This is a genomic window from Frondihabitans australicus (assembly GCF_003634555.1).
GTDB classification, from domain to species: domain Bacteria; phylum Actinomycetota; class Actinomycetes; order Actinomycetales; family Microbacteriaceae; genus Frondihabitans; species Frondihabitans australicus.
The window spans coordinates 3418738-3439372 of record NZ_RBKS01000001.1 but is presented as its reverse complement, the minus strand read 5'-3'; the positions used below and the strand labels follow the sequence as shown (position 1 = coordinate 3439372).

Annotated in this window: 18 protein-coding genes; 4 read left to right on the top strand and 14 right to left on the bottom strand. The window is 70.4% G+C overall.

The features are described 5' to 3' along the window. Positions 1–12 precede the first annotated feature (12 nt). The 6 genes from C8E83_RS16435 to C8E83_RS16410 all read right to left on the bottom strand — a co-directional run bounded on the left by C8E83_RS16435 (position 13) and on the right by C8E83_RS16410 (position 6311). Complete coding sequence (locus C8E83_RS16435; RefSeq protein ID WP_121371154.1) at positions 13–1179, bottom strand: Gfo/Idh/MocA family protein; 1167 nt, start codon at positions 1177–1179, stop codon at positions 13–15. Continuing rightward, positions 1176–1973: a ThuA domain-containing protein gene (locus C8E83_RS16430; protein WP_121371152.1), complete on the bottom strand. Its 798-nt coding sequence runs from the start codon at positions 1971–1973 to the stop codon at positions 1176–1178. Before C8E83_RS16430 ends, C8E83_RS16435 begins: the two co-directional genes overlap by 4 nt. A 46-nt stretch (positions 1974–2019) precedes the next feature. Further along, positions 2020–3192 (bottom strand): Gfo/Idh/MocA family protein, encoded by a 1173-nt coding sequence (locus C8E83_RS16425; protein WP_245981757.1) that lies wholly within the window; start codon positions 3190–3192, stop codon positions 2020–2022. Next, positions 3189–4091, bottom strand: coding sequence for a carbohydrate ABC transporter permease (locus tag C8E83_RS16420; RefSeq protein WP_121371150.1), 903 nt, complete (start codon positions 4089–4091; stop codon positions 3189–3191). Before C8E83_RS16420 ends, C8E83_RS16425 begins: the two co-directional genes overlap by 4 nt. Beyond that, positions 4088–5038: a carbohydrate ABC transporter permease gene (locus C8E83_RS16415; protein ID WP_121371148.1), complete on the bottom strand. Its 951-nt coding sequence runs from the start codon at positions 5036–5038 to the stop codon at positions 4088–4090. The genes C8E83_RS16420 and C8E83_RS16415 overlap by 4 nt, the downstream gene beginning before the upstream one ends. A 70-nt stretch (positions 5039–5108) precedes the next feature. Then, positions 5109–6311, bottom strand: a complete 1203-nt coding sequence (locus C8E83_RS16410) for a sugar ABC transporter substrate-binding protein (RefSeq protein ID WP_121371146.1) — start codon at positions 6309–6311, stop codon at positions 5109–5111. 225 nt (positions 6312–6536) lie between these two features. Here C8E83_RS16410 and C8E83_RS16405 point away from each other — a divergent pair, with 225 nt between their 5' ends. Further along, entirely contained in the window at positions 6537–7673 is a 1137-nt protein-coding gene (locus C8E83_RS16405; protein ID WP_121371966.1) for a LacI family DNA-binding transcriptional regulator, read from the top strand. On the opposite strand, the gene C8E83_RS16400 is transcribed toward C8E83_RS16405, so the two are convergent. Together C8E83_RS16400 and C8E83_RS16395 are read right to left on the bottom strand one after the other, a co-directional pair. Then, complete coding sequence (locus C8E83_RS16400; protein WP_121371965.1) at positions 7609–8613, bottom strand: sugar phosphate isomerase/epimerase family protein; 1005 nt, start codon at positions 8611–8613, stop codon at positions 7609–7611. The two genes, C8E83_RS16405 and C8E83_RS16400, sit on opposite strands and share 65 nt — an antisense overlap. A 55-nt stretch (positions 8614–8668) precedes the next feature. Further along, the gene (locus tag C8E83_RS16395; RefSeq protein WP_245981755.1) at positions 8669–9850 is read right to left on the bottom strand and encodes a Gfo/Idh/MocA family protein; all 1182 of its coding nucleotides are present in this window, start codon (positions 9848–9850) and stop codon (positions 8669–8671) included. A 131-nt stretch (positions 9851–9981) separates the two neighbouring features. Between C8E83_RS16395 and xylA the strand changes: the two genes are divergently transcribed. Next, entirely contained in the window at positions 9982–11175 is a 1194-nt protein-coding gene (gene xylA / locus C8E83_RS16390; protein WP_121371141.1) for a xylose isomerase, read from the top strand. Between the two features lie 3 nt (positions 11176–11178). After that, positions 11179–12711, top strand: a complete 1533-nt coding sequence (locus tag C8E83_RS16385; protein ID WP_121371139.1) for a xylulokinase — start codon at positions 11179–11181, stop codon at positions 12709–12711. 144 nt (positions 12712–12855) lie between these two features. On the opposite strand, the gene C8E83_RS16380 is transcribed toward C8E83_RS16385, so the two are convergent. The 5 genes from C8E83_RS16380 to C8E83_RS16360 form a co-directional block, all read right to left on the bottom strand. Further along, positions 12856–13653, bottom strand: coding sequence for a copper resistance CopC family protein (locus C8E83_RS16380; protein ID WP_121371137.1), 798 nt, complete (start codon positions 13651–13653; stop codon positions 12856–12858). Then, on the bottom strand, positions 13650–14378 hold the full coding sequence (locus C8E83_RS16375) for a YcnI family copper-binding membrane protein (RefSeq protein ID WP_121371135.1): 729 nt from the start codon (positions 14376–14378) through the stop codon (positions 13650–13652). Before C8E83_RS16375 ends, C8E83_RS16380 begins: the two co-directional genes overlap by 4 nt. A 91-nt stretch (positions 14379–14469) precedes the next feature. After that, positions 14470–15114 (bottom strand): hypothetical protein, encoded by a 645-nt coding sequence (locus C8E83_RS16370; RefSeq protein WP_121371133.1) that lies wholly within the window; start codon positions 15112–15114, stop codon positions 14470–14472. A gap of 13 nt (positions 15115–15127) precedes the next feature. After that, positions 15128–17263: a bifunctional copper resistance protein CopD/cytochrome c oxidase assembly protein gene (locus tag C8E83_RS16365; protein WP_121371131.1), complete on the bottom strand. Its 2136-nt coding sequence runs from the start codon at positions 17261–17263 to the stop codon at positions 15128–15130. A gap of 66 nt (positions 17264–17329) precedes the next feature. Then, entirely contained in the window at positions 17330–18067 is a 738-nt protein-coding gene (locus C8E83_RS16360; RefSeq protein ID WP_121371129.1) for a potassium channel family protein, read from the bottom strand. A gap of 82 nt (positions 18068–18149) precedes the next feature. Between C8E83_RS16360 and C8E83_RS16355 the strand changes: the two genes are divergently transcribed. Beyond that, positions 18150–18980 carry an alkaline phosphatase family protein gene (locus tag C8E83_RS16355; protein ID WP_245981754.1) on the top strand — a complete coding sequence of 277 codons (831 nt, stop codon included), beginning with the start codon at positions 18150–18152 and terminating at the stop codon, positions 18978–18980. Positions 18981–19005: 25 nt separating this feature from the next. Here the strand turns inward: C8E83_RS16355 and C8E83_RS16350 are convergent, their stop codons facing one another. Then, entirely contained in the window at positions 19006–20586 is a 1581-nt protein-coding gene (locus C8E83_RS16350) for a Na+/H+ antiporter (RefSeq protein ID WP_121371128.1), read from the bottom strand. Between the last annotated feature and the right edge of the window lie 49 nt (positions 20587–20635).

Here is a 20635-nt window from a genome sequence, read left to right as displayed (position 1 = left end):
GGGTGCAGACGCTCAGGCGCTGACCGCCACCGCCTGCAGCGCCCCGCGCACCGAGCTCCACGACTCGAGCTGCGCGCGCACGTCGTCGCGCTTCTCGGTGGCGAGCGCGGTCTCGTAGGCGCGCGAGAGGACGTCGTCGATCAGGATCCGAGAGCCCGACTCCTTCGACTCGATCGCCGCCTCGACCATCGCCAGGCTCATGACGTTGCCGTGCACCTCGCCGTCGGGCACCGCACCGGTGCGCAGGGAGGAGACGAACGCCGCGAGCGACCCCTCGATCCCGTCGCCGACGGAGGGGAGCGTGGGCAGATCGGCAGCGCCCGACTCCGCAGGAGCCACCGGCCGTGAGGCGGAGTCGGTCACCTCGACCGTCGGCTCGTGGTCGCCGTCCCAGAGCGCCGACCCCTGCGAGCCCGAGAGCCGCCAGGCGCCGTTCCACGAGGTCTCGAGCCCGGGCGCGCACCACGAGCCGTCGTAGGTGTAGCGGATACCGCCCTCGAACTCGAAGATCGCGCTGGCGGCGGCGTCGCCGCGGTACCAGCTCCACGACGGGTTGTACGACTCGCAGTAGACCGCGATCGGGTCGCGGTCGAGCAGGTACCGCACCGAGTCGAACGGGTGGATCGCCATGTCGAGCAGGAGGACGTTGTCCATCTCCTCGCGGAACCCGCCGAAGTGCGGCGCCTTGGCGAACTGCGTCGACACCGTGCCGAGCGAGCCGAGGAGGCCCGCCTGCTGCCGGTACGCGACGAGCTGGTCGTTGTAGCGGCGCGACTGCGACACCATGAACAGCTCGCCGGTGACCTCGGCGGCGGCGGCGAGCGACAGCGCCTCGGCGACGTTCTGGGCCGCGGGCTTCTCGCCGAGCACGGGCAGGCCGGCGAAGAGGCTGTCGGTCGTCACCGGGTGGTGGGCGACGGGCACGGTGATGTCGAGGATCGCGTCCGGTTCGACGGAAGCCACGAGCGACAGCAGGTCCGTCGACACGGGGAGCGAAGGTGAACCGTAGACCTCGGCTCCTGCGCGCGCCGCCTCGAGGTTGAGATCGACGATGCCGACCAGCTCGACGTCGGGGTTGGCGCGGTCGTTGTGGAGCCACGCCTGGCCCATGCCGCCCGCGCCCACCTGGATGACGCGGACGGGCGCGTCGGCGGAGGCCAGCGTGCGGAAGGTGCTCATGCCTGCACCGGAGCCTCGAGCGGGTGGTCGAACGGGCCGGCGTAGTGCTGGCCGTCGAAGTACTCGCCGAGGTCGTAGCGCTTGAGGTTCGGCATGACGCGCTCGCGCTCGGGGCGGGCCCACTCGACGCCGTTCGCGATCACGCGGCGGATGTCCTTGTGGTGGTACACGGGGAAGTCCTGGTCGCCGGGCGAGAAGAAGAAGATCTTGCCGAAGCCGCGACGGTAGGTCATGCCCGACCGGAAAACCTCGCCGCCGGTGAAGCCGGAGATGAAGATGAGCTCGTCGGGGGTGGGCACGTCGAAGTACTCGCCGTACATCTCCTGCTCGGGGATCACGATCGGGTTCGGCACCCCGATGGTGATCGGGTGCTGCGGGTTGACCGTCCACACGAGCTCCTGGTCGTGCTCGCTGCGCCAGCGCAGGGTGCAGGTCGTGCCCATGAGCTTGCCGAAGATCTTCGACCAGTGACCCGAGTGCAGCACGAGCAGGCCCATGCCGCTGAGCACGTGCCGGTGCACGCGATCGACGATGAGGTCGTCCACGCCGGCGTGGTCGGCGTGGCCCCACCAGGTGAGCACGTCGGTGTTCTCGAGCACCTCGTCGGTGAGGCCGTGCTCGGGCTGGTCCATCGTCGCGATGCGGACCTCGGCGCCCGGCAGGTTCTCGCGGATGCCGGCGGCGATCGCGCCGTGCATGCCGTCGGGGTACCGCTCGGCGACGTGCGCCTCGACCTTCTCGTGGATGTTCTCGCCCCAGACGGTGACGCGGAGGGGTGCGGTGGTGTCGCTCATGGGTGTTCCTTCTTGTTCGCAGGGAAGTGATGAGAAATCTGGGGGCTCAGGATCCGACGGCGACTCGGTCGACTGCCGCTCGCGCCGAACCCCACCCGGCGAGAGCCGACGCGACGGCCTCGGGCAGGTCGAGGGCGAGCGCCTCGCGATGGCCCTCCTCGAGCACGTCGTCGAAGTGCACGCGTTCACCGGTGTCGGCCGACCTGACCGCCGCCTCGACCATGGCGAGGCTGTGCACGTTCGAGTGCACCTCGCTCTCCGGCGTGCGGCCCGTGCGGAGGGCGTCGACGAAGTCGGCGAGCGACCCGGCGATCTCCTCGGCCCCGCCGGCGGCCATGGGCGCGGACAGCCCGGACGACGTGACGACGCTGTGGCCGGTGCCGGGAAGCGACCGGGTGGCGTCGGCGCGCTCGACGCGCACCTCGCGTTCGCCGTCCCAGGTCGCCGTGCCGTGCTCGCCGGCCGCGCGCCACGAGCCGTTCCAGCTCGTGACGAGGCCGCGGGTCGTCCAGCTGCCGGTGTAGCGGTAGCGCACGCCGCCGGCGAACTCGAAGACGGCCGTGGCGACGGTGTCGCCGTCGAACCAGCTCCATGACGGGTTGAACGTCTCGCACCAGACCGACACGGGGTCGTCGAGCAGCAGGTAGCGCGACACGTCGAACGCGTGGACGGCCATGTCGACCAGGAGCGGGTGCCTCATGGTCTCGCGGAAGCCGGGGAAGTGCGCCTCGCGGGCGAAGTCCGTCGTGAGGAGCGCCAGCGGCGACACCTCCGCTACCGCCTGCCGGTAGGAGGCGAGGGAGTCGTAGAAGCGCCGGTTCTGGCTCGTGACCACGAGCTGACCCGACGCCTCCGCGGCGGCGACGATGGCGAGGGCCTCGCCGACCGTCGGGGCGAGCGGCTTCTCGCAGAGCACAGGAAGACCCGCGAACACCGCCTCCAGGGTGACGGGCACGTGGGCCCGGGGAACCGTGACGTTGATCACGGCCTTCGCCCCGGACCGCGACGCGACGTCGCTGACACTCGTGCCGATGACGAGGCCGTCGTAGCCGAGTTCTGCCGCGGCGCTGTGCGCGAGCTCCTGGTCGAGATCGACGAGCCCGACCAGGTCGGCGTCGGGGCTGGTCTGGAGCATGCGCATCCACGCCTGCCCCATCAGCCCGGCGCCGACCAGCACGACGGGCAGCGGCCCGTCGCCCGGGATCGTCGGGAAGGTCACTTGACCGCTCCGCCGAGGGCTCCCGCCGCGATGTACTTCTGCGCGAACACGAGCAGGGCGGCCGCCGGCAGCGACGCCAGCACCGAGGTGGCCATGACCGGGCCCCAGGCCGTGACGTTCGAGCCAATGTAGTTGTAGATGCCCAGGGTGATCGGGCGGACGGCATCGGTCGACGTCAGTGTCAGGGCGATGAGGAAGTCGCCCCAGGCGCCGAGGAAGGTGAACAGCGCGGCCGTGACGATCGCGTTGCGGCTGATCGGGATCACGATCGAGACGAAGGCCCGGAAGTCGCCCGCGCCGTCGACCAGCGCCGCCTCGACGAGGCTCGGCGGCAGCGACTCCATGAAGGCGCGCATGAGCAGCACGGCGAACGGGATCTGCACCGCGCTGTCGGCGAGGATCAGGCCGACGTACGAGTTCAGCAGGCCGATGTTGTTGAACAGCGTGTAGAGCGCGTTAGCGACCACGATCGTCGGCACCATCTGCGTGATGAGCAGGACGAGGAGGAGCGCGCCCGTGCCCTTCATCTTGAAGCGCGCGAGCCCGTAGGCGCACGGCGTCGCGATGATCAGCGTGATGAGCACCGTGCCGAGGCCGATCACGAGGCTCGTGACGAAGTTCTGGCCCTGCTGCGACAGCGCGGCCTGGTAGGCGGCGAAGGTCGGGTGCCACGGGAGCCACGTCGCCGTGGCCGCGCCCGAGGTGTTCTGCAGGCTCGTGTTGATCATCCAGTAGATCGGGAAGATCATGATCGCGAGGAAGATGCACCCGAGGATGGTCATGGGGAGGGTCCGGGCGCGCTTGCTCCGGCGAGGACGGCGGCCGGTGGCCGTGACCTCGCGAGTGGTCGCAGCAGCGCGACGACGGCTCTCGGACGGGTTGACGACTCCGACGCTCATTCGTCGACCGCCTTTCGGGTGATAGCGAGGTAGACCATCGCGAAGACGAACGACACGACGATGAGGACGTTGCTGACCGCGGCGCCGACGCCGAACTCGAAGTTGACGAACGACTGGTGGTAGGCGTTCGTGGCGAGGGTCTGCGTGGAGTTCGCAGGGCCGCCGCCGGTGAGGCCCAGGATCAGGTCGACCACCTTGAGCGTGTAGACCACGCCGAGGACGATCACGACGCTGACGACGGAGCGGATGCTCGGCCAGGTGATGTGGCGGAACGCCTTCCAGCCGGTCGCGCCGTCGAGCGACGCCGCCTCGTAGAGCTCCTCGGGGACCGCCTGGAGGCCCGAGTAGAGGATGGTCGTGTTGAACGGGATCCCGAGCCAGATGTTCACGCCGATGACGGCGACGAGCGCGAGGTTCGGGTCGACGAGCCACGGCACCGCGGGGATGCCGAAGAGCGCGAGGCCCTGGTTGAGGGCGCCCGACCCCTGGTCGAGCAGCCACTTCCAGATGGCGCTGGAGGCGATGAGCGGGATCAGCCACGGCAGGAGGAGAAGGCCGCGGAGGAATCCGGAGAGCGGGAAGTTCCGCTTGAAGAAGAGGGCGAGCCCGAGGCCGATCGCGAACTGCATCACGATCGAGCCGACCGTGAAGAGGCCGGTGTTGATGAGGCTCGTGGTGAACAACGAGCTCGAGAAGACCTGGACGTAGTTGCTGATTCCGACCCACGGGGCCTCGCCCGTGAAGAAGGTGCGCGTTCCGTAGTCCTGGAACGACATGACGATGTTCTTGACGATCGGGTAGCCGAAGAAGACGGCCACGAAGATCGCGGCCGGGATCACGAACAGCCATCGCATGGTGTTCGCCAGGATCCTGGCTCGGCGCTGACCGGGCCTCATCGGCAGCGGGGTGGCCGTCGGCCGGACCCTCGGCTGTGCGGTGACACTCATTACTCTCTCCTCTTGCCTCGACGCGGGTGGGGGAAGGGGAGCCGGCCGGTCTGGCCGGCTCCCCCTCGACTCACTGACTCTGAGACTGCGCCTGCTTGAGGGCTGCGGCCGGAGTCGCCTTGCCGGTCAGCGCGAGCTGCACGGCGGTGTAGATCTTCGTCGCGGCCTTGGGCCAGTCGGGTCCGAGCTCACCGGTGCGGGCACGAGCGGTCTGGACCGTGGTGACGAACGAGGCGACCTGCGGGTGCGAGGCGCCCCAGGCCTTCGACGCGACGATGTTCGTGGGCACGTTGCCCGTCACACCGGCGTTGTAGGTCTGCATCTTCGAGGTGTTGAGGCAGCCGACGAACTTGCCGGCGGTCGTCATCGAGGCCTTGTTGCCGGTCTCCGGAACGGTGAACGCCTCGCCGCCCAGAGGGGCGACGGTCGGCGAGCCGGTCTTGGTGGGGATCGGCACCGAGTCGAACTCGAGGCCCTTGGCGGCGTTCAGCGCGGGCAGCTGCCACGGGCCGTTGATCATCATGGCGGCCTTGCCGGCGATGAACTGGTTGTTCACGTCGGCCTGGGCCCAGTTGACCGAGCTCTTGGACATCGAGCCGTCGCTCTGCAGCGACAGGTCGAACTGGAGCGCCTCGGTGGTCGCGGTGGTGTCGATGTTCTTCTCGTCGCCGCCGTTGCCCCACATGAAGGGCAGGAACTGCCAGGTGCCCTCGTAGGTGTTGATGTTGCTCATCGCGAAGCCGTAGGTCGAGCCCTTGGTGAGCTTCTTGGCGTCGGCGCGCAGCTCGTCCCAGGTCTTCGGCGGGGTGATGCCGGCGGCCGAGAGCAGCTTCTTGTTGTAGTAGAGCGCGATCGAGTTGGTGACCGGCTGGAGGCCGTACAGCTTGCCCTTGTAGGTGTTGGCCTTCTCGACAGCGGGGACGTCGCCCTTGGCGCTCAGACCGTAGTCGGAGAGCGGCGAGAGGGCGCCCGACTCGGCGATCTGCTGCACGTCGGGGTTGTCGAGCATGAGCACGTCGGGGAGCGTCTTCGAGGAGGCCTGCTGCAGGACCTTCGAGATGAGGCCGGCGCCGGCGACGTGGTTGATCTTCAGAGTGATGCCGAGCTGCTTGGCGCACTTGTTGTAGATCGGGTTGTACGAGGACGTGAAGTAGTCCTCGATCGTGAGGGACTTCGCGCTGCCGGAGGACGACCCGGAGCCGGAACAACCGGCGAGCGCGAGAGGAATCAACGCCGCGGCGGCAACCGCGGCGATGAGGCGGGGTTTCTTCATGCTAGTGAGCTCCTTTGCTGAACACTGCAGGTGCGGGTTCGCAGCGGAGCTGAGCGCCTCGCTGCGTTCTCTGTGGCAGTGAAGCTAGCAGTAAAGCGCTTAGATGGTAAAGCGCTTTGCTAAAGTTTTTTCAGCCATTTCTTTTCGTCGCGAAACGGCTACGCTGGCCGACACGACTCCGACCGGCGTCGTCCGATCGAGCGGAAGGAGCCGCGCGTGGCCACCATGCAGCAGGTCGCCGACCGCGCGGGCGTCTCGATCGCCACGGTCTCGTTCGTCGTCAACGGCACCAAGCGCGTCTCCCCCCAGACCGCCGAACGAGTGCACAAGGCGATGAAAGAGCTGGGGTTCCGCAACAACGTCGTGGCGAGGGCTCTGGCGAGTCGCAGGACCAGAATCATCGCCCTCCTCTTCCCCACCGCAGAGAACCGCATGCGCGGCAGCGCCCTGGAGTTCTTCATGGCGGCCGTCGACCGGGCGTCCGAGCTCGGCTACCACCTGGTGCTGTGGCCCGACGCCCCCTCCGGCGACGACCTCGACGACCTCATCTCGGGCGGCCTCGTCGACGGTGTGATCCTCATGGAGGTCCGGATGGAGGACCCCAGGATCGTGAAACTCCGCGAACTGGGAGTCCCCTTCGCCGCCATCGGTCGCACGCGCGACACCACCGACCTGCCGTTCGTCGACATGGACTTCGAGAACACCGTCGAGGAGAGCCTCGACTACCTCCAGCGACTCGGTCACAGCCACTTCGGCCTCGTGATCGAAGACCTCGAGAAGACCGTCATGGCGGGCTACGCGCCGCACCTGCGCACGCAGGCGACGTTCGTCGAGTCCACGAGGCGGCGGCGCCTCACGTCGACCATCCAATACTGCGGGTACTCGACCGCCGGAGGCCGCGAGGCCGCGAAGCAGCTGCTCGAGCGCGACCCCGACGTCACCGCCATCCTGATCATGAAGGACGAGTCGACGTTCGGCCTCATGGCCGGGCTCCGCGAGCTCGGCAAGCGGATCCCGGAAGACGTCTCCGTCCTGTCGCTCGCCTCGTCGAGCGCCGAGGGGGCCCACCACGAGCCCGCCATGTCGGTCATGGTCTCGCCCAGCCGCGAGCTCGGTCAGCTCGCCGCCGAGAGCCTCATCGGGCAGCTCGAGGGCACTCTCGCCGAGATGCCGCACGTGCTCATCACCTGCAAGCTCGAGGTGGCGGAGTCGACGGGGGCGGCGCCGGTGCGCGAGGAGGCCTCGAGCGTGCTGCTCTCGGATCCTGCGCCCGTGGCCGCCCCGATCGAGGTCGCCGCTAGCGCTCCTGTGCGAAGGCGGCGTCGAACGCCGTCGACGACTGCGGGAACGACAGGCCCTTGACGAACTGGAGCGCCTCTGGTGCTCCGACGAGGCGGTCCATGCCGGCGTCCTCCCACTCGACCGACAGCGGGCCGGTGTAGCCGATCGCGTTCAGCATGCGGATCGCGTTCTCCCACGGCACGTCGCCGCGGCCGGTCGAGATGAAGTCCCAGCCGCGACGCGGGTCGGCCCACGGCAGGTGCGACGACAGGCGGCCGTTGCGCCCGTTGAGGCGCTTCTTGGTGTCCTTGCAGTGCACGTTGAAGATGACGTCCTGGAAGTCCCAGAGGAACCCGACGGCATCCAGGTCCTGCCAGACCATGTGCGACGGGTCCCAGTTGATGCCGAACGACTTGCGGTGGCCGATCGCCTCGAGAGTCTTCTGCGTTGTCCAGTAGTCGTAGGCGATCTCGGACGGGTGCGGCTCGAGGGCGAAGCGGACGCCCTCCTGCTCGAACACGTCGAGGATCGGGTTCCAGCGGTCGGCGAAGTCCTGGTAGCCGGCCTCGATCAGCTCGTCGCGCACCGGCGGGAACATCGCGACGTACTTCCAGATCGACGAGCCGGTGAAGCCGGTCACCGTCGCGGCGCCCAGACGCGCGGCCGTGCGGGCGGTGTTCTTGACCTCCTCGGCGGCGCGCTGGCGCACGCCCTCGGGGTCGCCGTCGCCCCAGACGGAGTCGGGCAGCATGTCGCGGTGGCGCTGGTCGATCGGGTCGTCGCAGACGGCCTGCCCCTTGAGGTGGTTCGAGATCGCGAAGACCTGCAGGCCGTTCTTCTCGAGGATCTCCTTGCGGTTCTTGATGTACTCGTCGTCGGTGGCGCCGCGGTCGGGGTCGAGGTGGTCGCCCCAGCATGCGATCTCGAGGCCGTCGTAGCCCCACTCGCCGGCGAGCCGACAGACCTCCTCGAACGGCAGATCGGCCCACTGGCCGGTGAACAGGGTGACGGGACGGGTGATGCTGGCCATGCGTGTCGCTCCTTCGCGAGGTGGGGGTTGCTCGGGGTTCGAGGCGTCAGTTCGTCGAGGTCCAGGCGCTGCCGTCGTCCGACGACCGCTCGACCGCGTCGAGCACGCGCTGCACCTGCAGGCCCTCGGCGAACGACGGGTGCGGCTGACGCGCAGCCGCGAGGTCGTTCACGAGGTCGACGAGCTGGTGGCTGAAGCCGTGCTCGTAGCCGATGGTGTGCCCGGTGGGCCACCACGCGGCGAAGTAGGGGTGCTCGGGCTCGGTGACGAGGATCCGCTTGAAGCCGAGCTCGTTCGCAGGAGCCGCGGCATCGTAGAACTCCAGCTCGTTCTCCCGCTCCAGATCGAATGCGAGCGCCCCCTCCGACCCGGAGATCTCGATCCGGAACGCGTTCTTGCGGCCCGTGGCGAAGCGGGTGGCCTCGAACTGACCGACCGCGCCGCCGGACAGCCTGGCCGTAAAGAGGGCGGAGTCGTCGACGGTGACCTGACCGCACTCGGAACCCGCGACTCCTGCGATGCTGCCGGACTTGGTCGCCGACTCGTCGAGGAGGGGCCGCTCGGTGACGAAGGTGTGGAGGAGGCCCGAGACCGAGTCGAGGGTCTGGCCGGTGATGAACTGGACCGCGTCGATCGCGTGGGCTCCGATGTCGCCGAGCGACCCGGATCCGGCCTTCGCCTTGTCGAGACGCCAGGTCATCGGGCCGTCCTCGTCGACGAGCCAGTCCTGGAGGTAGTTCGCCTGCACGCGGCGGATCTCGCCGAGCCGGCCGGCCTGCACGAGGTCTCGGGCGAACGTGATCGCGGGCACGCGGCGGTAGGTGAAGCCGACCATGGCGAAGACGCCCTTCGCGGCGGCCTTCTCGGCGGCGGCGGCCATCTGCTCGGCCTCGGCGACGGTGTTGGCGAGCGGCTTCTCGCAGAGCACGTGCTTGCCGGCCTCGAGGGCGGCCACGGCGATCTCGACGTGGGTCGACCCGGGCGAGCAGATGTCGATGAGGTCGATGTCGGGGTCGTTCACGACGTCGCGCCAGTCGCTCGCCGTCTTCGCCCAGCCCCACTTCTCGGCGGCGGCCTTCGTCGCGGCCACGTTGCGCCCCACGAGGGTCGACATCACCGGGGCGAGCGGAAGATCGAAGAACCGGGGGGCGACGCGGAACGCCTGCGAGTGGGCTGCGCCCATGAAGCCGTGGCCGACCATCGCGACTCTGAGGGGCGTTTCTGGCATGGATGACTCCTTCGTCAGTCGGGGCGTGGTTCTCTGGCACGGCCTAGGTGCAGGCTATCCGCTCTTGCAACTCCCATGATGCCGCGATATGTTCTGCGGGACAACAAATCACCACGACTTTGAGGATCATCATGGCAGCGACGCCCACCCGCGAAGACCGTTTCTCGTTCGGACTCTGGACCATCGGCTACAACGGCACGGATCCCTTCGGCGGGCCGACCCGTCCGCCGCTCGACGTGGTCGAGGCGGTCAACAAGCTCTCGGAGATCGGCGCCTACGGCCTCACCTTCCACGACGACGACCTCTTCGCCTTCGGCTCGACCGACGCCGAGCGCCAGAACCAGATCGACCGCCTCAAGGGCGCCCTCGACTCCACCGGCCTCATCGTGCCGATGATCACCACGAACCTCTTCTCGGCCCCCGTCTTCAAGGACGGCGGCTTCACCTCGAACGACCGCGACGTGCGCCGCTTCGCCCTGCGCAAGGTGCTCCGCAACCTCGACCTCGCCGCCGAGCTCGGCGCAAAGACCTTCGTCATGTGGGGCGGCCGCGAGGGCGCCGAGTACGACTCGGCGAAGGACATCCAGCAGGCCCTGCACCGCTACCGCGAGGCCGTCAACCTGCTCGGCGACTACGTCACCGACAAGGGCTACGACATCAAGTTCGCGATCGAGCCGAAGCCGAACGAGCCCCGCGGCGACATCCTGCTGCCGACGCTCGGCCACGCGCTCGCCTTCATCGACTCGCTCGAGCGCCCCGAGCTCGTCGGCATCAACCCGGAGGTCGGCCACGAGCAGATGGCGGGCCTCAACTACGCCGCAGGCATCGCCCAGGCGCTCTACCACGGCAAGCTCTTCCACATCGACCTCAACGGCCAGCGCGGAATCAAGTACGACCAGGACCTCGTCTTCGGCCACGGCGACCTGCAGAACGCCTTCGCCCTCGTCGACCTGCTCGAGCACGGCGGCCCCGCCGGCGGGCCGGCCTACACCGGCCCGCGCCACTTCGACTACAAGCCCTCGCGCACCGACGGCATCGACGGCGTCTGGGCGTCGGCCGCGGCCAACATGCGCATGTACCTCCTGCTCAAGGAGCGCGCCGAGGCCTTCCGCGCCGACCCCGAGGTGCAGGCCGCGCTCGAGGCGTCGAAGGTGCCCGAGCTCTCGGTGCCCACGCTGAACGACGGCGAGACCTACGACGACCTGCTCGCCGACCGCTCGGCGTTCGAGGACTTCGACCCGGAGCCCTACTTCGGCGGCAAGTCGTTCGCGTTCGTGCACCTGCAGCAGCTGGCCGTCGAGCACCTCATGGGCGCTCGGGGTTAGCCGATGACGCTGGTCGCCGGCATCGACTCGTCCACGCAGAGCTGCAAGGTCGTCGTCCGCGATGCCGGAACGGGCGCGCTCGTCCGCTCGGGCAGCGCGCCGCACCCCGCCGGCACCTCGGTCGACCCGAACACCTGGTGGGACGCCCTGCAGCAGGCCGTCGCCGCCGCGGGCGGGCTCGACGACGTCGCGGCGATCTCGGTCGCCGGGCAGCAGCACGGCATGGTCACTCTCGACTCGTCGGGGGCGGTGGTGAGGGACGCACTGCTGTGGAACGACACTCGCTCTGCTCCTGCGGCCGCAGCGCTTCTCGACGAGATCGGGGCGGACGCCATGGCCTCGCGCACGGGATCGCTTCCCGTCGCGTCGTTCACGGCGACGAAGGTGCGGTGGCTGCGTGACGCCGAGCCGTCGAACGCCGCGCGCGTGGCCGCGGTCGCGCTGCCGCACGACTGGCTGACCTGGCGGCTGCTCGGCTACGGGCCGTCCGCTGCGGACGATTCGCAGTCGTCGTCGCCGCTCGGGCCCGACCTCGACGCTCTGGTCACCGATCGCTCCGACGCGAGCGGCACGTCGTACTGGACGCCGTCGACCGGAACGTACGACCTCGAGCTCTTCGAGCACGCGTTCGGGCGGCCGGCGCGCGAGGCGGGGTCGGGTTCTTCTGGGTCGTCGGGGTCGGCCGGTTCTTCGGTCGCAGGATCGGCCGACGCCGTCGTGCTCCCCCGAGTCCTCGGCCCCTCCGAGCCGGCCGGCACCACCGTGGCCCAGCCCGGCGTCCCCGCGGGAATCGTCGTGGGGCCCGGAATGGGCGACAACGCGGGCGCCGGCCTCGGGCTCGACGCCACCGTCGGCGACGTCGTCATCTCGATCGGCACGAGCGGCACCGCCTTCGCCGTCACGTCGTCGCCAACGACCGACCCGTCGGGTGTCGTGGCCGGCTTCGCCGATGCGACGGGCGCCTTCCTCCCGCTCATCGCGACGCTCAACGCCGCGCGCATCCTCACCTCCGTCGAGACCCTGCTGGGCGTGGACCACGACGAGTTCGCGCGGCTGGCGCTGGCGGCGGGCGCAGGATCCGGCGGACTCGCCCTCGTGCCGTACTTCGAGGGCGAGCGCACGCCCAACCTCCCCGACGCCACGGCGACGCTGGCCGGGCTGACGCTGGCCGGAACCACCCGGGAGAACCTGGCCCGTGCCGCCGTCGAGGGTCTCGTGTGCTCGCTCGCCGACGGGATGGACGCCGTTCGGGCTCTCGGGGTGTCGGCGTCTCGGGTCCTGCTCGTCGGGGGTGCCGCGCTCAACCCGGCGGTCCAGGCCGTGGCGGCGCTGGTGTTCGACGTGCCGGTCGCTGTGCCCGCCCCGGGCGAGTACGTCGCCGACGGCGCCGCGCGCCAGGCCGCGTGGGTGCTCACGGGGGCGCGCCCCGCGTGGGAGCTGTCGATCGCCGCGACGCTCACGCCCGACGTGGTGCCCGCGATCCGGGAGCGCTACCGCGAGGCGCAGGCGCTCGGGTCGGTGTCGCGTCCCTCGTAGCCCGCCGTATTCCCTGCCTTCGAACCTCCCGTCGCCGCATTTCGCGACCGATTCCGGCTCGTCGCCAGACCCGTGACCGTAAAACGGGGGCGCGACGCCGGAATCGGTCGCGATTTTGCGCCAGGTAGGCCGCAGGGGCGTGCGCTAGTCGCCGGGCGGGGGCGGCGGCTGCCGCCGGCTGCGCGGGGCGCGGCGCGGCTGGGCGCGCTGGCCCGACTCGCCGTGGCCGTCGGATTCGGTGCGGGCGCCGGCGCCGGCCGCGTCCGCGGCGCGGCTGCGGCGCAGCACGAGCACGACGGCGACGAGCGCCACCACGATGATGCCTCCGCCGACGCCGAGGGCGATCGGGAGCGCCGAGCTCGACGACGCCGAAGTGCTCGCGGAGCCCGACGACGATCCCGAGCCCGACGACCCCGCGGCCGACGAGCCCGAGCCGGACGTGGCCTGGTCGCCGCAGGCCGGACGAGAGGGCTTCCCTGCGGCGGCTGGTGCATCCTGCGGCCGGTCGTAAGTGAACGAGATCGAGGCGGAGACGACGTGGCCGTCTGCCGAGACGATCTGCCAGGTGACCGTGTACTTCCCGGAGTCGCCGAGCGACACCGGCACGGTCACGTTCGTGTCGGCGATCACCGGGCATCCGGTCTCGTAGTGCTTCGCTCCGGAGGTCACCTCGACCACGTTCGACGATCCGTCGCCCGAGAGATCGAGCACCCGGTCGTCGAAGGTCAGCACGATCTTCTTCGGCGGGGCCGTGATCGTCGAGCCGCTCTTCGGGGTCGATGCGACGAGGTAGTCGTGCGCGCTGGCCGAGGCCGCGGGGGCCAGGGCCAGCACCCCCGCGACCACGAGGGCGCCGGCCGCCGCGACGACCCGGGCGACGAGACCGCCCGAACCGCGGACGCGCCGACCGGCACCGGGACGCGGGGATGCCGACCGGGTCATGCGCGCGAACGCCCCGCCCGGGCGTAGGCGAGCGCCGCGACGACGAGCGCGATGACGCCCAGGCCGAGGCCGCCGATGCCGAGCCCCAGCCCGAGGCCGTTCCCGGTGGAGGCCGACGCACCCGCCGCGACCGGCGCCGCGGTCCTGGTCGCCGCGACGACGCCCTGGTCGGGGTCGGCGGGCGGGGTGTCGTTGATGTAGAGCGTCGGCGCAGGATGCTCGGGCTCGTCCCCCGAGGCGGGCGTCGGCTCGTTCCACTTCACGACGCTGCCGTCGCTGTACGTCTGCGTCGCGGGCAGCATCACCTTGCCCGTGTCGGGGACGGCCCCGGCCGTGACGTAGAACTGCTGGAATGCGCCCGGCTGGATCCCGTGCCCCGCCTCCGCCGTCCAGACCACCTTCGTCACGGCGGTCGTGATGGTGCCGCCCGACGCCGTGACCGGCTTCGGCAGCTTCGACGTCGTGACGACGGCGGTCCAGCCGTCGATCGGCTGGTACTCCACCGAGGTGAAGGGGTGATCGGTCGGGAAGTCGACCTCGAGCTTCACGGTCGACGCGGTCGCCGACTCGGTCGGCACCTTGAACGCGATCGTCGCGTAGTCGCCCGGCGGCGCCGTCTCGGGCGCGATGTGCACGTGCGCCGATGCCGAGAGCGGCGCGGCGAGCGCGAGGAGTCCGGCCGCCGGGAGGGCGATGGCGGCACGGACGAGTGTTCTCTTCTTCATGGGTTCTCTCTGCTGTCGCGACGGCACGCGCGAACGACCCGCCCGGGTCGGGCGGGTGCACTGCCGTCGCAGCGAATGGTGGGTTGGGGTGTCAGAGCACCCGCGGCGGCCCACGATGAGGCCGGGCCGAGAGGAAGACCTCGAGAGGGCGCAGGATCCGAGACTCCGCCGCCGCCACAGCCGCCCGTCGCGGCACCGCCGCCGGGCGCGGCCGCACGGCCTCCGCCGCTCGCACCAGCACCGCCAGCCGCTCGGTGGCGACACGCAGCACGGCGAAGAACCCGCGCTCGCCCTGGAACAGCAGCACGACGGTGAGAGCCGCGGCCACCGTGTGCCCGGCCCACATCCGCGCGCCCTCGGCGGCGAGGGCCGACGTCGCGCCGGGTGAAGACAGCGCCGGGAGGGTCGACGTCGTACCGCCGGACATCACCATGCCGAGCATGCTCACGTCGTGGCCGTGCGCCGTGGGGATCGCGGCGCCGAGGCTGAACAGGACGTGGAAGACGACCTGGCTGAGCGTCACGGCGACCACGGCGCGCGGGGCTGAGAGCCGGCGCCCGGCGAGGGCGATGCTGACGAGTGCTGCGAACACGAGCGCGAGGACCGCGCCGAGCACGCCGGGCGCGGCGCCGCCCGCGGCCACGTGCGAGAACGCCGCGATGACGACCGACGAGACGGCGATGCCGAGCCCGCGGGCGACGCGGGCGGCCCGCGATGTCGTCGACGTCGTGCTCATCGCCGTGGCCGGGTCAGTCTTCGGGCCCGCGAGGGGTGGGTGTGGAGGTGTCCGCCTGCTCCTGCGCCGAGACGGCCTCGACGTTCGACGGCCGGCCGGCCATGCGGGCCAGTCGCTCGTTGTACGCGGTGAGCTCGGCGTCGCCGTCGACGTCGGCCCGGCGGTCGTAGCGCTTCGCGATGCGCTCGTCGGAGCGCACCCACTGACGCACCACCATCAGGGCGACGAGGACTGTCGGGAACTCGCCTGCGCCCCAGGCGATCGCACCGCCGGTGTGCTGGTCTTGCAGGAGCTCTTGGTAGTTCGTCTTGCCGAGCGCGTGCCACCAGTCGGCGGCGAGGATGTCGGTGCCCGACATGAGCGCCAGGCCGAAGAAGGCGTGGAAGGCGAGGGTCGCCAGCAGCAGGATGATGCGCAGCGGGTACGGCGGTCGCTTCGGGCCGGGGTCGACGCCGATCACGACGAAGAAGAAGACGTAGCCCGCGAGGAGGAAGTGGACCTCCATGATGAAGTGGCCGGGATGGGTCTGCAGCGAGGCCTCGAACCAGCCGGTGTAGTAGAACGCCACGAGACTGCCGGCGAAGATGACGGCGGCGACGACCGGGTTGGTGATGACCGACGCGTAGCGGGAGTGGGTGATGATCATGATCCACTCGCGGGCGCCGCGGCTGTTGTCGCGCCGCTTGGGCAGGGTGCGGAGGGCGAGCAGGATCGGGGCGCCGAGCACGAGCAGCGGCGGCACGTACATCATCAGCACCATGTGCTGGATCATGTGCGTCGAGAAGTTCACGGCGCCGTAGACGCTGGGCCCGCCGCTGGTGGCGTAGAGCACGCCGAAGCAGCCGACGAGCCACGGGATGGTCCGGCCGAGGGGCCAGGAGTCGCCGCGCGCGCGGAGCTTGCGCACCCCGGCGAGGTAGAGCGCCGCCATGATCACGGCGACGGCGATGAAGAACCAGTCGGGGTGGACCGCCGTGAGGAAGCGCTCGAGCGTGACCGGCTTCGGGTACGGGAAACCCAGGAGCGCGGACTGCTGGTTCGTGGACGTCGTCTGCGGCACCGGGGGCGGGCTCTTCGAGAGGGCCACGGACAGGCCCATCGCGATCGACATGAAGACGACCTCGCTGACGGCGAGGCGGACGAACGAGCGCGTGCGGGTGGGCTCTCGGACGAGGGCGGGGATGATCCGGCGCCGCTGATACGCCCCCGCGATGCCGAGGCCGATGAGGATCACGGACTTGGCCAGGATCAGCTGCCCGTAGGTCGTGCGGAACAGGTCGAGCGGGCCGGTGAGCCGGAGGCTGGCGTTGATGACACCCGAGAACGCGACGAAGGCGAACGACCAGAGCGCGATGGTCGAGTAGCGGCCGACGACGGTGGCTAGGTTCTTGCCGGCCTTCTTGCGGAGCAGGATCACGGCGATGAGCCCGCCCATCCACAGCGTCACGCCCACGAGGTGCATCGCGAGGCTGTTGACCGCGTTGACGTGCTCGAGCGTGCCCGCCGAGTGGCCGGACAGCGACAGAGGAAGGAGGGCGAGGATCGAGAACACGGCGGCCGTCGCGAGCCACGAGACGTTCTTCGTCGCGAGGAGGATCACGAGCGTGACCAGGATGCAGCCGATCGTGACCAGCCACGTCTGCCCGATCTCGAGCTGGAACGTCACGAAGAGGAACTGGCTGCGGAAGAGCGGGGAGGTGAACGGGACGCTGAGCGTGTTGGCCGCGGTGAACATGAGCGTCGCGATGGCGCTGACGAGCCAGACGACGGCGGCCACGATCGCCCACTGCGAGGCGTACCACTGCGAGAAGCTGGCCTGGCGGGGGTCTTTCCGCTGACCGGGGAGAGCGAGCGCCGAGATGGCGAGGAGCCCGATGGTCACGGTGGCGCTGCCGTCGAAGAGCGCCGTGACGAGCGGCAGGCCGTTGCTGACGACGGCGCCGGGCGACGAGATGAGGCCCGCGAAGGCGCCGCTGTAGTACATGGCGACCAGCGCGAGACCGGCGCCCAGCGGGATGCACAGGCCGAGCACCCACGCGACCGTCGAGGTGCGTCGCTCGGGAGCGCCGTCCGTGCCCGCACCACGACCGGACGACGACAGCGACAGCTGCCGGGTCTCGAAGTCGAGATCGTCGATCTGGTGGGTCACCCCGTCATGATACGGAATGGGACTGCGAGGCCCGGCGAGTTGTCCACAGGCCCGAGAGATCAGGCGTCAGCCCTTGTCGACCTCGCGCGACGGCGATTCGTCCCTCGCGGCAAGCATCGCCTTCAGCTCGTCGACCTGCTCGGACAGCCGGCGCAGGTCGCCGCGGGTGGCCGCCTGCGACGAGTCCTCGGTGATCTGGACGCGCTCGACGATCCACGAAGCGAGCGTGGCGGTCACGCTTCCGAGCAGGGCGATGCCGCCGAGCATGAGGGCGACCGCGATCATCCGCCCTTCGAGGCTGATCGGGGTGTAGTCGCCGTAGCCGACCGTCGTGATCGTGACGAACGCCCACCAGAGGGCGTCGGGGAAGTTGACGATCGTCGCGCCGTGCAGCGGCCTCTCGACGTCGAGCACGGCGAGCGCCGACACGTAGACGAGCAGTGCGGCCGATCCGACGACGTAGACGACGACGCGACCGCGGAACGTCCGGCCCGCGGTCCGCTGCAGGATCGCCAGGAGGGTCACCAGCCGCAACAGCCTGAGCGGGCGCAGCAGCGGCAGCGCGACGATGGCGAGGTCGAGCAGGTGCCGCCAGAACCAGCGGCCGCGGCGCTCGGCGAGCACGAGGTTCACGACGTAGTCGATGACGAACAGGAGCCAGGTGATCGCGATGATGACCTCGACGCCATCCGAGGCGTGCCCCTGCAGGTTCGCGATGACCTCGATCGAGTAGGCGGCGAGGAACACCACCGAGACGACCATGAGGGGGACGTCCGAGATCTTGCGCCAGCGAGCCTGGTCCATGACACGAGAGTAGGGGTCAGGCGGCCTTTCGGGCAGTGGCGCGTTCACCGCAGGGTCATGTCGCGCGGCCACACTCGCCGACATGAGCACCCGCAAGATCCTGCTGATCGGAATCGACGGCCTGCGCCTCGACGACGCCCTGGGCGCAGGAGCAGCGCCCCACCTCGCCGCCCTCCTCGCCGACGGCGTGCTGCACCGCCTCACGATGGAGGTGCCGACCATCTCGGGCCCCGGCTGGTCGTCGCTGCTGACCGGCCTCAGCCACGCCGAGCACGGCGTCTTCGACAACTCGTTCCACGGCCACACGCTCTTCCGCGGGACGGACCTGCTCACGCAGGCGTTCGCCGGCGACCCCCTCCGCGGCACGTTCGTCGCGACCGGATGGCCGCCGATCGCCGACCCGCAGGGGCCCGGGCCGATCATCGCGACGCGGCTCGACCAGCAGCGGGTCGGCCTGCACCGCATCGTGATCCGCGACGGCGAGACATACGGCTACCGCTACGCCGACGGCGACGTGGCCGCGTTCGCCCGGCTGGCGATCCGCGACGCCGGGCCGCACGCGAGCTTCGTCTACCTCGGCGAGGTCGACGAGGCCGGCCACCTCTACGGCGGCGTCTCGCCCGAGTACACGGCGGCGATCGGTCGCGTCGACGAGCACCTCGGCTCGATCGTCGACGTCGTGCGTGCCCGGGCGGCGAGCGCCGACGAGGACTGGCTCGTCGGCGTCACCACCGACCACGGCCACCTCGACCAGGGCGGCCACGGGGGTGACGACCCGGTGCTGACGTCGTCGTTCCTGGCCCTGGCGCGGTTCACGCCGAGCGGGGTCGAGGCGGTGGGCGCAGGAGCCGAAGCGGGCACAGTGGTCCGCCCGGTCGACGTTCCCCGGATCCTGCTGTCGCACCTCGACTGACCCGCACCCGGCGAGAGCCGCGCGACTACTCGCCGATCGCCTTCGGGTGGCGCGCCCGCAGCGCCGTCTCTTCGGCGTCGATCGCCGCGAGGACGGCCTGGACGGCGTTCTCCTGGTAGCGGCCCTCGTGCCGCGCGTCGAGGACGGCCTTGCGCTCGGCGTCGATCATGGCGCTGCGGAGGCGGTTGAACTCCGCCGACAGCGGCTCGCGGCCCTCGGCGGCCGGGTTCTCGAGGGCGTCGGCGAGGAAGCTCGACGCGGCGCGCAGCTGCTCGACGACTCGCTCCTCGTCGTCGTCGGTGGCGACCTCGTCGAGGCGCTCGAGGCCTGCGGACTTCGCCTCGACCGTGAGCATCTGGCGCTCGGTCCACTCCTGCATGAGGTTCGGCGCCGGCAGGTGCACCGCGCGGATCAGGCGCGGCAGCGGCAGCGCCTGCAGCAGGGTGCCGAGCACGACGACGAAGGCGAGGAACTGCAGGAGCGGGCGCTGCGGCGTGTCCGCCGGCAGAAGGAATGCGGCTGCCAGCGTCACCACCCCGCGGATCCCGGCCGCGGCGGTCACCGTCGACGACGGTATGTTCCAGGCGCGCTCGCGGAGCCGCTGAGGGCCGTAGCGGTACAGCATCATCGTGGCGAAGATCCAGACGAAGCGCGACGCGATCACGGCGGCGAGCAGGGCGAAGCTGATGCCGACCGTCGGCCAGAGGCCGGGGCCGTGCTTCACCACGCCCTCGAGGACACCGGCGAGGTTGAGGCCGATGAAGAGGAAGACGGCGTTCTCGAGCAGGAACTGGATCGTCTTCCAGTTGAGCCGCTCGGCCACGCGAGCCTCGGCGCTGAGGACCACGGGCGAGCGGTAGCCGAGGTAGAGCCCGGCGCCGACGACGGCGAGTGCGCCGGACCCGTGCAGCTCCTGCGCCGGAAGGAAGGCGATGAACGGCGTCACGAGCGAGAGCGAGGTGTCGAGGACGGCCGAGTGGAGGCGCTTGCGGATCCAGGCGATGCCGACGCCGACGGCCAGGCCCACGGCCGCGCCGACGACCACGGCGAGGACGAAGTCGCCGCCCACCTGGAACGGCGTCACGGGCGCGACGATCGCGGCGACGGCGGCGTTCAGGGCGACGAGGGCGGTGGCGTCGTTGAGCAGGCTCTCGCCCTCGAGGATCGTCACGACCCGTCGGGGCAGCGGCACCTTCCCCGTGATCGCGGTGACCGCCACCGCGTCGGTCGGCGCGACGACGGCGCCGAACGCGAGCCCGGCCGCGATCGTGATGCCGGGCACAGCCCACCAGGCGACGAAGCCGACCGTCACGACCGTGAACGCGACGAGCGCGACGGAGAGCAGCAGGATGCTGTCGTTGCGGGCTCGCACGTCGATGAGCGACGTGCGGATGGCCGCCGCGAACAGGAGCGGCGGCAGGAGCCCGAACAGGATGAGGTCGGGCTCGATGTGGACGCGCGGCACGCCGGGCACGAACGACGCGATCGCCCCCACGACGACGAGGGTGACCGGGGCGGACAGGCCGAAGCGGCCGGTGAGCCCGGTGATGGCGACGGTGACGACGACGAACGCGACGATCCAGGCGATCGCGGTGACGGGGTCCATGCCGCGAGAGTACTGCCCCGGTGCGGCCCTGTGCGGGCTCCTGCCCCTG